At 65.0% G+C, this 11,910-nt stretch carries 11 protein-coding genes; 7 read left to right on the forward strand and 4 right to left on the reverse strand.

The features are described 5' to 3' along the window. Positions 1-24 precede the first annotated feature (24 nt). A complete protein-coding gene (locus tag AB0P23_RS15385) occupies positions 25-1,680 on the forward strand; it encodes an alkaline phosphatase D family protein (RefSeq protein WP_032375385.1) in 1,656 nt (551 codons plus the stop codon). Positions 1,681-1,697: 17 nt separating this feature from the next. Here the strand turns inward: AB0P23_RS15385 and AB0P23_RS15390 are convergent, their stop codons facing one another. Beyond that, on the reverse strand, positions 1,698-2,264 hold the full coding sequence (locus AB0P23_RS15390) for a GNAT family N-acetyltransferase (protein WP_032375386.1): 567 nt from the start codon (positions 2,262-2,264) through the stop codon (positions 1,698-1,700). Positions 2,265-2,287: 23 nt separating this feature from the next. Then, positions 2,288-3,889, reverse strand: coding sequence for a GMC oxidoreductase (locus tag AB0P23_RS15395; protein WP_230595422.1), 1,602 nt, complete (start codon positions 3,887-3,889; stop codon positions 2,288-2,290). Between the two features lie 175 nt (positions 3,890-4,064). Here AB0P23_RS15395 and AB0P23_RS15400 point away from each other — a divergent pair, with 175 nt between their 5' ends. Then, a complete protein-coding gene (locus AB0P23_RS15400) occupies positions 4,065-5,015 on the forward strand; it encodes an endonuclease/exonuclease/phosphatase family protein (protein ID WP_032375388.1) in 951 nt (316 codons plus the stop codon). On the opposite strand, the gene AB0P23_RS15405 is transcribed toward AB0P23_RS15400, so the two are convergent. Next, positions 5,012-5,386: a VOC family protein gene (locus AB0P23_RS15405; protein ID WP_032375389.1), complete on the reverse strand. Its 375-nt coding sequence runs from the start codon at positions 5,384-5,386 to the stop codon at positions 5,012-5,014. The genes AB0P23_RS15400 and AB0P23_RS15405 overlap by 4 nt on opposite strands. Before the next feature lie 94 nt (positions 5,387-5,480). Here AB0P23_RS15405 and AB0P23_RS15410 point away from each other — a divergent pair, with 94 nt between their 5' ends. Then, entirely contained in the window at positions 5,481-6,449 is a 969-nt protein-coding gene (locus AB0P23_RS15410; RefSeq protein WP_176458525.1) for an MsnO8 family LLM class oxidoreductase, read from the forward strand. Here AB0P23_RS15410 and AB0P23_RS15415 read toward each other — a convergent pair. Then, on the reverse strand, positions 6,425-7,342 hold the full coding sequence (locus AB0P23_RS15415) for a LysR substrate-binding domain-containing protein (RefSeq protein ID WP_363798085.1): 918 nt from the start codon (positions 7,340-7,342) through the stop codon (positions 6,425-6,427). The genes AB0P23_RS15410 and AB0P23_RS15415 overlap by 25 nt on opposite strands. Positions 7,343-7,473: 131 nt before the next feature. Between AB0P23_RS15415 and AB0P23_RS15420 the strand changes: the two genes are divergently transcribed. The 4 genes from AB0P23_RS15420 (at position 7,474) to AB0P23_RS15435 (ending at position 11,909) form a co-directional block, all read left to right on the forward strand. Then, positions 7,474-8,811, forward strand: a complete 1,338-nt coding sequence (locus tag AB0P23_RS15420; RefSeq protein WP_032375511.1) for an NAD(P)/FAD-dependent oxidoreductase — start codon at positions 7,474-7,476, stop codon at positions 8,809-8,811. Between the two features lie 137 nt (positions 8,812-8,948). Next, on the forward strand, positions 8,949-10,244 hold the full coding sequence (locus AB0P23_RS15425; RefSeq protein WP_283541867.1) for a hypothetical protein: 1,296 nt from the start codon (positions 8,949-8,951) through the stop codon (positions 10,242-10,244). Next, complete coding sequence (locus tag AB0P23_RS15430; RefSeq protein ID WP_222067820.1) at positions 10,241-11,644, forward strand: PQQ-binding-like beta-propeller repeat protein; 1,404 nt, start codon at positions 10,241-10,243, stop codon at positions 11,642-11,644. The genes AB0P23_RS15425 and AB0P23_RS15430 overlap by 4 nt, the downstream gene beginning before the upstream one ends. 64 nt (positions 11,645-11,708) lie before the next feature. Further along, on the forward strand, positions 11,709-11,909 hold the full coding sequence (locus tag AB0P23_RS15435; RefSeq protein ID WP_027498199.1) for a membrane protein: 201 nt from the start codon (positions 11,709-11,711) through the stop codon (positions 11,907-11,909). Position 11,910: the final 1 nt, after the last annotated feature.

An 11,910-nucleotide genomic window follows, 5' to 3' on the forward strand; every position in this document is an offset into this window, starting at 1 on the left:
GCCCGGGCACGAGAGTCTCGGGCAATGGTGAACCGAGGTAACGACGTCAGGATCGGTCGCGACATTTCTCTGCGGGCCGGACCCACACGTCGACAGTTTCTGACGTGGAGTGCGTTGGTGGGGGCGCTGGCCTTCACGCCCGAGCTTGCGGGGACATCCGCGACTGCAGGTGCGCAGTCCGTGATCACCCCTGACTATCCCTTCCGTCTCGGTGTTGCTTCCGGCGATCCGTTGCCCGATTCGGTGGTGCTGTGGACCAGACTCGCCACCGATCCGTTCGCCCCGCTGGGCGGCATGACGCCCGGCGTGGTGCCGGTCCAGTGGCAGATCGCTGCCGATGAAAAGTTCGGTCGTATCGCAGCGCAGGGTATCGAGCTGGCAACCGAATTCGACGGTTGGTCCGTTCACGTCGATGTGCGCGGGCTCGAGCCGGCGCGCGAATATTTCTACCGTTTCCTGGTCGGCCCACATGCGAGTCCCGTCGGTCGCACCAAAACTGCACCCGCACTTGGGCAGCCGCTGAGCACGCTCGATTTCGCGTGGGCTTCGTGTCAGAAGTGGGAGGACGGGTTCTTCGGCGCGTACCAGGACCTGGCGGCCTCGAATCTCGATGTGGTGTTCTTTCTGGGCGACTACATCTACGAGTACGCGATCAAGAACGAGGGTGCGCGGGCGGGCGAGCCGCGCACCGAGTCGGCGGCCCGAGAAACCATGGTGCTGGCCGATTATCGCGATAGGTACGCCCTGTACAAGGCAGACGAGAATCTGGCGGCGGCACATGCGTCGGCACCGTTCGTCTCGACGTTCGACGACCACGAGGTGGACAACAACTGGGCCTCGCAGATCAGCCAGGACGCCCAGGAGTGGAGCCCGCGGAACGACCCAAGCCAGAACGACGATCCACGAGAGTTCCTGCTACGCAGGGCCGATGCGTTCAAGGCGTGGTGGGAGAATACTCCGGTGCGCGCGAACCTGCGGCCCGTCGGCCCGGACATGAAGGTCTATCGCCGGTTCTCGTTCGGTGATCTGGTGGACTTCTCGGTGCTCGACACCCGGCAGTATCGCAGCGATCAGGCTCATGGAGACGGTGAGCACGCGCAGGACGCCGAGACGGCGGATCCGGCGCGCACCATCACCGGTGCGGCACAGGAACAATGGATCCTCGACGGATTCGCGTCGCCGTCGAGGTGGAACTTCCTGGCGCATCAGACCGTCATGTCCGATCTCGCGCAGGGGCAGGGCAACGACCGCAAGGTCGGCATGGATCCGTGGAGCGGCTATGAAGCGTCCCGGCATCGAATTCTCGACGGAGCCAGGGATCGTGGCACGAAGAACGTGGCGTCGATCGTCGGCGACATCCACCGGACGATTGTCTCGGAGTTGCGACGCGACTACCAGGATCAGGTCTCGCCGTTACAGGGAGTCGAGATCGCCACCACGTCCATCGCGTCGGGCAAGGACGGTGCCGACATCGACAAGACCGGTGCTGCGATCGCCGACGGTTCACCCCACGTCAAGTACGGAAATGCCCGTCGGGGCTACCTGCGCAGCACCCTGACACCCACCGAATGGCGTTCGGAGGTAAGGGTTCTCGATGCCGTGTCGACGCCGGGTAAGCCGGTTCGCACGGCCATGACGGTCATCGTTCCCGAGGGGCGGCCGGAGATTCAGCTGGGGTAGCGCCTGGTGCCGCAGGCTCATCCCGTGCCGAATGTTCGGATCATGGACCACACCTCGGGCCCCTCACTCGGTGTGGCGTGGCTCGAAACACGGAACCCGGCCCGCTCGTACAGGCGCACGTTGCGCAGATCCGATGTGTCCAAGGCCAACCCGGAGGCACCACGTTGCTGTGCTTCCTCGACGGCCTTCTCGAGCAGTAGTCCGCCGATCCCGTGCCCTTGCCGATGCGGTTGCACGCCGAGCGTTTCCAGTTTCCATGACCCCGGTGCTGCGTCGCTGGAGGACAGTCGGTCGATCCGATCTCCGTGTAGCTCGATGATCCGCGCGATGGATTCGTCACCGGGCGGAGGGGCATCTGCGGGCAGTAGAGCCGCGACCCCGGCGTAGTCGGCGGTGAGCAATACGATTCCGTGTCGATGCGCATGTTGTAGGTACAGCTGCTGGAGTTCCTGCAGCGTGGCCAGGTAGTCCTCGGCCGGGATCACCCATCGCGTCCATGGGTAGTCGGCAAATGCGTCGCGCAGTGTGTCGGCCGCTGTTGTCAGATCGTGGTTTTCGGCGAGTCGGGTGGCGGGATGGTACATGGGTAAACCTCTGGAAAGACGGCTCAGCGCCCGTCGGCGATGATCTGTGCGACGTTGCGTTCGGCGAGTGCGGTGATGGTCAGTGACGGGTTGGCGGCACCGGTGCTGCCCGGGATCAGGGCACCGTCGACGACGTAGAGCCCGGGGTGGCCCTTGACTCGACCGTAATCGTCGGTGGCGTCGCCGAGTACTGCGCCGCCGAGGGGGTGGGCAGTGAAGGTGTCGTCGACATCGCGGGTGAACGGTTCGGCGGCGACGATGGTGCCGCCGGCCTGCGCCATTCGATTCTGCACGGCGCGTAGGGCTTCGACGGTGTCGCGGCTGCCACCCTTGGGCCAGTTGAGGGTCAATCTGTTTGCGGCGGAATCGAATCCGAAGTTTCCGCGCAACGGGTCGATGGTCATACCGAGTGAGCCGAGGAAGCCCATGTTCAAGGGAACGCCTGGGGTGTACCAGTTCTCGACGGTCAGGGGCAGTCCGGAGTCGTCGACGATGCGGGATGCGCAGGGCGCAGCCTGAGGGCCGGCAGACATCGGTCCGAGGGACCTCGTCATCGAGGCGTCGCCGTTGGTGCCCCAGCCGGTGCCGACGAATTCGTTGAGGTTCGACAATGCGCCGGTGGTGCGTGCGCGCATCAACAGTTCGGTGGTACCGATGGATCCGGCCCCGAGGACGAGGGTGTCGCACGTGAGTGTCCGGGTCTCGACGATGTTGCCGAACGGGTCGAGGCGTTCGATGTCGACGCGGTAGCGGCCGCCGGATTCGCTGCCGATCGCTGCGACGCGGTGGCTGTGGCACACCGTCGCGTTACCGGTGGCTTCGGCTTGGGGGATGTAGTTCTGGGTCAGGTCGTGCTTGGCACCGTTGGAGTTACCGAAAGTGCTTTCCCCGACGGTCGCGGACGGCCGGGAGCGGCCGGCGATCTCGTCGCGCACGACGTTCCAGTTCCAGTTGCCGTCGACTGCTTCGGGGCGGAAGCCTGCACGGCGGGCGTGATCGTCCCAGGTTCGTGAGTGAGCGAAGTTGGGGCTGTTGTAGACGTCCTCGGGCATCGCCGACGGCCGGAGCATGGAAAGGGCCTTGGGATACCAGGTGGCTGCCATCTCGTCGTAGTTCAGGCGTCCGCCGAACGAGAGGTCGAAGAATTTCTTGTTCGGTGCGATGGTGACGCCGGTGTACACCACGGAGCCGCCGCCGACGGCTGCGCCGCGCCAGACCGAGAGGTTCTCGTAGCGGGTGGTGTCGAGGACGCCGCCGAAGAGGTCGACCGGTCCGACGGGGAGACCGGTGATGTTGGTGAACGAGTTCTGCTGCCACAGTCCGCGGCCGTCGGCCGTCATGTCCGCCGTGAAGATTTCGCGCCAGGGGTCGCGCGGCCAGCGCAGTCCGCGCTCGAGGACGGTCACCGCGGTGCCGGCCTGGGCCATGCGTAGGGCGGCGGCGCTCGCTCCGAAGCCGGAACCGATGACGATGACGGGCGAGTGGTCCGGTGGCCGGGGAGGGTCGGCGAAGAGTTCGGGTACCAGCGACCGGATGCGGTCTGCTCCGATCGGCAGAGCGCCGGCGACGGGGGATCCGGCCAGTCCGGTCGAACTCAGGACCGGGGCTGCAGCGGCACCGAGCATTCCGGCAGCGGCCAACCGCAACAGTTGCCTTCTATTCACGGCAGTACTTCCCTCTCGGACACCTAGCGGACAGCGCTCCCGATTCTGTCGTGTTTGCGACAAGAAAGCCAACGGTCCGGTCGTATTTCGGGACGGCTCCCAGCTCGGCCTCAGGTTTGCCTGCCACACTCCGCTCATGGTGTCGGCATCGGTGGCTGTATTACTGCTCGTCGTGGCGGTTATCGGGGTCGTCGCGCACCTGGTCGACGGACGTGCGCAGCCGATGGCGGTCGCTGCGGCTTTGGCACATGTCCTCATGCTCGCGGCCGTCCCCGGAACTGTGTTGGCTGGTGTGGCCTTCGGTGGGTGGGGGCTGACGGCAGGATCGGCGGTCTCTGCCGCGGCGGTCGCGACCCAGTTCCGGCTCGGCTACCGCCGCGTCGCCCGGAGGCCGAGCGAGTCGGACCTGACGGTGTTGCACGCCAACATCTGGCTGGGCCAGGCCGATCCGGATGCGTTGATCGCGCTCATCGAACACCATCGGCCGGATGTGCTCACTCTCGTCGAGCTGACGCCCGAGGCAGATGCGAGTCTTCGACCCAGGCTGTCCGAGCTGTTACCGCACGCCCACGTCAGCGCCGGACCCGGAGGCAACGGAACCGGCATCTACAGCCGATTTCCTCTCGCCGACGAGCAGCGGCACGACGGCTTCGTGACCGAACTGCTGTCGGCTCGGGTGCAGATGCCGGGTCGGCCGCTGGTGTTCGCGGTGCATCCTGTTCCGCCGTGGCCGCGGGAGCCGTCCGAATGGGTACGTGAGCTCGGGCTGCTTCGGCAGCTGTTGGCCAAGATCCCGGCCGACGACGGACCTGTCGTGGTGGCCGGGGACTTCAATGCAACGCAGGACCACCGGCGCTACCGCGATCTGCAGGACGGCCGATTCGTCGACGCCGCGGTGGCCACGGGAGCCGGCATGCTCAGGACGTATCCGGCGCACACCTGGCACCCGCCGGTCATTGCCATCGACCATGTTCTGGTGGCAGACATGGGAGTTCGTTCGGTCGAGGCCGTGACCGTCCCCGGCTCCGACCACCGCGGCATCCTGGCGCGATTGGCTTTCTTACCGAACCAGGGCTTTCCGAACTAGGGCTGGGCCGGCAACTGCTGCAGCGACCACTTGTTGCCGTCGGGGTCCGCGAAGTACACGAATGTTCCCCAGCCCTCGTCCTTCGGCTGCTCGACGGTCAGGCCCACCGCGGTGAGGTGGTCGTAAGCCTCCTGGGCACTGTCGACGACCATCAGAATGCCTGCGCCGGCACCGGGTTCGGCGTCGGTGATGCCCTCGCCGATGGCGATGGAGCACGCCGACCCCGGAGGGGTGAGTTGGACGTACCGAATGCCTTCCCACGGGCGTGCGTCGTGGTCGGCATCGAACCCGATCGAGGTGTAGAACTCCTTGGCGCGGTCGACGTCGGTGACAGGGACGGTGATGAGTTCGATCTTCATGGTGAGAGTCATGAAGCAATGATGAGCCCCATTGCGGACATATTCGGTCCGCGATGAGCAGGTCGTTCCGAGAAATATGCCCGACGCATCGCCGGTTGCAGCTGATGTGTTCTTCTCACTGCTCGACCGATCCCGCACGAGGGCAGGCGTCGACGACGCCGCAGCGCTCCGTCACACCGTCGAACGCGGCGTGCACGCCGAAAAGCTCGGGCTGCACCGGTTCTGGGTGGCCGAGCATCATGCGGTACCCGGCATCGCTTCGGGCGCGCCTGCTGTTCTCGCAGCGGCGGTGGCGTCGCAGACATCGCGCATTCGCGTCGGATCCGGCGGGGTCATGCTGCCCAACCATCAACCGCTGATCGTGGCCGAGCAATTTCTGATGCTGGAGTCGCTGTTTCCGGGTCGGGTAGACCTGGGCGTCGGGCGGTCGCTCGGGTTCACCGAGCCGGTGCGCGCTGCCCTGCGTCGAGACCGTGACGCCCCGGATACGTTCGAGGCCGACGTCGCCGAACTGCGGTCGTATCTCGACGGGTCCGGTCCTGTGACCGCGCGGCCGGCAACCGCGCCGCCGCCGATGTTCGTGCTCGCGACCGGTGCCGGTCTCGAGGTCGCCGCCCGCGCCGGGCTGCCGGTGGTCGTCGGTGGCCCGGTACTGCGCGGGGACGACCCATTGGGGCTGTATCGCAAGCACTTTCGGCCGAGTTCGCAACTGTCGGAGCCGTACGTGACCGTCTCGCTCGATGTGACGATCGCCGCGGACGCGGCAGACGCGCGCCGTCTCGCGCTCCCGGAGGCATGGGCGATGGCGCGATCGCGGCGCGAGGGCGAATTTCCGGCGCTCGAACCCGCCTCGTCGATCGACGAAACGCGGTGGACGCCGCGCACCCGGGATCGGATCGAATCCTCGTTGGACGCAACCATCCTCGGCACGGCCGAGCAGGTCCGGCCCCGGCTCGACGAGCTGATCGAGCGCACCGGAGCGGACGAGATCATGGCCTCCACGTCGACGTTCGACCGGGCCGAACTGTTCGCCGCGGACGCTGCTTTCGCTCAGCTCTCCGGCGCTGTTTCTTGAACCGGAGCTGTCGGCTGGGCCGGTGCCGTATCGGCCAGCGCGGCAACCAGATCGCGTTGAATGTCGGTGGCCGGCACGGTCGCGTCGACCACTGCCGAGACGGGTAGTCGCAGCCGACGGTCGGCCTCGGTGCGAAAGACGAGGCCGGTTTTGGGTGTGCTCTCGGCCGTGCTGGCGTAGAGGATCGACCAACATTGCGGGTGGTTGAGCAGTTCGGCGCTCGCGGTGTGATCGGACGCCACCGGCGGACCGAAGGTCAGTGGAAGCACACTGCGTTTCATCTCGCGTTCGATGACGCGGTGCAACAGGATCTGCTCGCTTCGTTTGGGTAGCAGCAGTGGGTATTCGGCGAGCTGGCTCAGGCTCGGGTTGGGTTCCCCGGCCAGGGGATGGCCCTCTGCGAGGACGACGACGAGGTCCTCGGTCCACAGTTCGGTGACGTGCAGACCGGAGCGTTCGACGCTGCCGCGGATCAGTGCCACCTGGCAGTCACCCGACGTCACCGCTTCGATCTGTTCTGCGAATCGTTTGAGAACGAAGTCGATCTCGGCGTCGGGATGGCGTTCGCGTACCGCGACGATTGCCGAGATGGCGTTCGCGGCGAACGTCATGTTTCCGGTGAGGCGGAGTTGGTTTCGACGCCTGGTCGTCAGCGCCAACGCTGCCTGTTCGAGCTCCACCATGTGGCGGGCGATGGACACCAATTGTGCTCCGACGACTGTCAATCGGACTGTGCGTGAGGTGCGCTCGAACAGCGGCTCACCGATCTCGCGTTCGAGCTTGGAGATCTGCAGACTGATCGCCGACTGCGAGACGTAGCACCGCTCGGCGGCACGGGAGAAGTTGAGTTCTTCCCCGACCGCGAGGAAGTACTTCAGTTGCCGCAGCTCCACGGCGACCTCCATTCATGAGTTCTGCTCATGGATGCTATTTCAACTTTCGCGTTGATAGCGCAGGAACGGCGGAGTTTCATGGAGGTAGTTCTTCGATCTACAAGAAATGTGTGCTCGGAAAGGGAAGTGCTGTGAAAACGTACGACGTCGTCATCGTGGGTTCGGGATTCGGAGCGTTGGCCGCGGCCAAGGCTCTGGGCAAGGCCGGTGTGACGTTCTCTCTGATCTCCAGCACCACCGAGCACCTGTTCCAGCCGCTCCTCTACCAGGCAGCAACCGGGATGATCTCGACGGGCGAGATCGCCCCGCCGATCCGGCGCATTCTCGCGCAGTACGACTCGGCCGATGTGCGTCTGGGCCGAGTGGTCGACGTCGATCCCGAGAGCCATCAGGTCACCTACGTCGGTGGCGGCGAACGCCACACCATCGGTTTCGGTCGCCTGATCGTCGCCACCGGAGCCACTCAGGCGTACTTCGGCCGAGACGAGTTCAAGGACCGTACCTTCGCGCTCAAGACCGTCGACGACGCGATCGCCCTGCGTGAGCAGATTCTGAGCTGCTACGAAAAGGCGCACCAGACCACCGATTTCGACGTACGCAAGGAACTGCTCAGCTTCGTGGTCGTCGGTGCAGGCGCGACCGGCGTCGAACTGGCCGGCCAGATCCGGGATCTCGCGCACCGGTACTTCGCCGGCTCGTTCCCCGATATCGGACCCGACGACGTCACGGTCACCCTCGTCGACGGTGTGAAAGAAGTACTCCCCGCTTTCGGCGGCAAGCTCAGTGCCTATGCCCGCACCAAGCTGGAGAAGTCGGGCGTCGACGTCGTCACCGGTGCCATGGTGACCGATATCGCCGACGACGTTGTGACCGTGCAGGACGTCGACACGAAGACCTCGCGCACCTACCCGGCCAAGACCGTGATCTGGTCGGCCGGCGTTCAGGCCAGTGAGCTGGCGGCGACGATCGCCGAGCGCACCGGGTGCGAGACCGATCGGGCCGGTCGGTTGCTCGTGCACGACGACCTCACCGTCGGTACCGCGAAGGACATCTACGCGATCGGCGACGTGACCTCGCTGCACAAGCTGCCGGGACAGTCGCCGGTCGCGATGCAGCAGGGCCGCCACGTAGCCAAGACGATCATCGGAAAGGTCGACGCGGGAACGCCGTTCAAGTATGTCGACAAGGGCAGCATGTCGATCGTGGGCCGATTCAGTGCGGTGGCTCGACTGTTCGGCAAGGTCGACATGTCCGGACCGATCGCGTGGTTGATGTGGCTCGCGGTGCACCTGATGTACCTGGTGGGCTTCCGCAACCGCTACGTTGCAGTGGTCTCGTGGATGACGTCGTACATCGGCGACAAGCGACCGCACTTCCAGTACACCGACAAATCCGGGTCGATGCTCGAACTTGCCGACGAGACATCGGACAGCGAGACATCTGACGACGAGGAACGTTCGGCGGCTTAGGGTTCGGATAGGGCTAGCTGCTCACCAGCCCGTTGCGGCAGGCCCAGATCACCACGTGCACTCGGACGTACGACGCGGTGGTCCACAGAAAGCCTTAGCACTGCCCCCACACCAGGCAGGCGGCTAGGCTCACCGGCGTGATCGTCCTCCGGGCCCTAGGGCGTCAACCCAAGATGTTCTGGGTCTTCGTCTCGGTTGCAGTCATCGCACTGGGAGTGATCGTGGCGGGCCTCCGTGCGCCGATTGCCGGGGACATCGACATCCCCGAGACCCCAGGATCGACCGACGCTCTTGGAGAGTCTTTTTCCCCGAGGGATTCGTCGGCGACGATCCCTGGATGCGACGTGGTCGAGGCCCCGGACGGGCGAGCCGTTGCGTTCTATCAGGCCTTGGAAGAGTCCTACGACAATCCCCGTTACCCGTGGTTCTCCGGGCGGAAGGCAACCGCCCTGTCCGACGCTCTAGCGGCGGCGCTACCGGCGGGCACGGATATCGAGTTTCCATCGGCCGGAACGAGTGCGTTCGGCACGGAGTCGGCGCTTCGTTTCGGTCCCGTTCAAGGGCCGTCCTCCGACAGCTCGGTGGATGACCCATCGTTGTTTGCGGGCAGCAAGGCAGCAGGATTGCTCATTCGACACGGCCGGGGCGTCGACATCACCGTCACCATCTCGAAGCAGACATACGGCGTGCCGCCCTGCGTCGGTGGCAGTCTGGACAGCAGACAGGTGCTGGGAGACGGCACGGTGATCGACGTGTCGGAGTCCATCAGCGAAGGTTCCGGGAGGACTTCGGTCATCAGGTCGGTGTCTGCGTATGCGCCCGACGGGACGAACCTGCAGATTCAGGCGACTCAATTCGTGTCCGCGGATGAGGCGCTGTCGATGGACGACCTGGTGTCGATGGCGTCGAGGAGCGATCTTCGCATCGACGCACCGATACCGCGCGGAACCCGGTCGGAACCGCCCCCGTGCGGCACGCGGGCAGGGGTGCAGGATGGGCCGCCGGTGACCGCGGCAGATGCAGACCGCCTCGGTCGTGCCCTGGACCATGCTCGTATCCGCGCTCTGCGGGCCGTCGTTGCATTCGACCAGCCGATGACGTCGATGCGGCGCGTGGCCTTCTCGGTCGATACGTTGTGCACGACCGGCACGATCGTCAGCCCCGACTCGAGAGGTGTTGTGAACGTGTCGATCACAGGTGGGCAGCCACTTCCGAAGATCGCCGACAAGTACGACCCGGATGTCGATCGGTCGGTCGATACGGTTCGCCTGCCGGACGGATCCATCTCCGAGCGAACGAAGCGCGGTGGCAGGACCGTGACTGTCACGCGGCCGTCGGGCACTCGCGTTCGTATCTCGTCGACGTCGGCGGGCGAACTCGTCACCGTTGCCAACCTGGAGTCCATCGCGACTGCACCGGGGCTGGACTTGTGAGCGTCCGGTGGCCCGTGTGGCTGGCGGGCACCGCCGCAGTCGTAAGTATCGTTGCTGCCCTGATCGTCGTGCAGGAGAACGCTCCGCCGACGGTAGCGACGGCTCCGGAATCTGCGGACCCGACGCCCTCGGTGGTTCCGCTTCCGCCGGAGGTCAAGTGGTCGAGGTCGGCCGAGGAGGTCTACGGTCGAAAGTTCGCCCAATTTCGTGATCCTGGTGCGGGGAACCAAGGCTATTCCAGCGCAGCAGCTTTCATCGATGCCGGTGACGTGTACATCACGGCAATTGGGCTGCCCGATCCCTCCAATGGCAATTTCGACGCTCCGGCTATCGTGGGGCTCGACGCGTCGGACGGATCCACCGTATGGCGACGTGACGACGTTCGAGTGGACGCGTGCGCCGACCGACTTTTGCTCGGAAATCTGATCTGCGTCTCGGGCGTCGACTCGGTCGAGCTGGATTCGACAATCGTTCTGATCGACGCCACGACCGGTGAAGGCCGTTCCATCCGAACGCCGCAGCATGTGCTCGCGGTCGGGACCGACGGTGCGTCGGTCTACACAGTCAATTCCACCGTGACACCGCAGGGTTACGAGGGCACGCCGCAGCTGCGGAAGGGCTCGGTGGACGATCTCGACCGCGACTGGATCAGCGAGTTCCCCGGCGTCGCCATCTACGCGGCTTCACGGGGGACGGCCATCACTGTCGACGGGACCTACGGACTGGGCCGGTTCGGTTCGACGGCAATAGGATTCGACTCCGTCACCGGGGTCATCACCTGGTATCGGGGGTACCCCGACAGGTGTGTGCAACAGCCGTACCGGATACAACCTGCACTGGTGATCATGACCGAGGCGGTGTGCTCGCAGTCCGAATCGTTCACCGGCACTGCGGCAGTGGCGTCCAACGGCCGTATCGTTGCCAGATCACCGACGCCGATCTATCCCTATCCTGAGATCGACGCCCCAGCCGACCTCTCGTTACCGATGATCGTCGGTGACACCGCATTCGAGCGAACGACTGGAGCGTTCGCTTGGTCGAGCCCACTGTTGGCCTCCACCAACGGAGTAGCGGTCGTCGGTGATGTTGTCATCGTGCGTGCACCTGGAACCGCCCATGTGACGGCCCTCGATCTGAGAACCGGGTCCGTCCGGTGGGAGGACGACCCCGGCGACTACTATCCGATCACCGCATCCATCGACGGTCTCGCTTATTTCTCGGTAGGCGGTGTCGTACAGTCCATCGCTCTGAACGATGGTTCGACCCGTCGGCGTACAGAGATCGAGCCGACACCGGACCCCTACGCATCGAATCGTCACCTGGGATCGCGGGTGACGCAGTCCGGCGATCGGCTGGTCTATTCGTCCACAGCAACGCTTGCTGTCCTCGACCGTAGGTAGCCCGCTGCGGGTGCACCTACAGTGGAAGTACGCATATACGGCATACGAAACCCGGGAGTCGACGATGGCAGGCAAGAAGATCGACAGAGTCCATGCACAGTCCGCGCTGGAAACGGTTCGCGAGAATCCCGGTATTGCATTGATTGCCGCCGCACCTGCATTGGTGGTGCTCGCGGTGGTGTGGTGGCTTCTCGGATTTCCCGCCGCGCTGATTCTGCTGATCGCCGCAGGCGGTGCCGGCTACCTGTATCTCCGGAACCGTTAGT

The organism is Rhodococcus sp. NPDC077669 (genome assembly GCF_040686915.1).
Taxonomy (GTDB): Bacteria; Actinomycetota; Actinomycetes; order Mycobacteriales; family Mycobacteriaceae; genus Rhodococcoides; species Rhodococcoides fascians.

Coding starts and splice junctions, on each gene's coding strand:
- AB0P23_RS15435 (WP_027498199.1), top strand. CDS start 11,709: ATGGCAGGCAAGAAGATCGACAGAGTCCATGCACAGTCCGCGCTGGAA.
- AB0P23_RS15390 (WP_032375386.1), bottom strand. CDS start 2,264: ATGTACCATCCCGCCACCCGACTCGCCGAAAACCACGATCTGACAACA.
- AB0P23_RS15395 (WP_230595422.1), bottom strand. CDS start 3,889: ATGCTCGGTGCCGCTGCAGCCCCGGTCCTGAGTTCGACCGGACTGGCC.
- AB0P23_RS15385 (WP_032375385.1), top strand. CDS start 25: ATGGTGAACCGAGGTAACGACGTCAGGATCGGTCGCGACATTTCTCTG.
- AB0P23_RS15400 (WP_032375388.1), top strand. CDS start 4,065: ATGGTGTCGGCATCGGTGGCTGTATTACTGCTCGTCGTGGCGGTTATC.
- AB0P23_RS15405 (WP_032375389.1), bottom strand. CDS start 5,386: ATGACTCTCACCATGAAGATCGAACTCATCACCGTCCCTGTCACCGAC.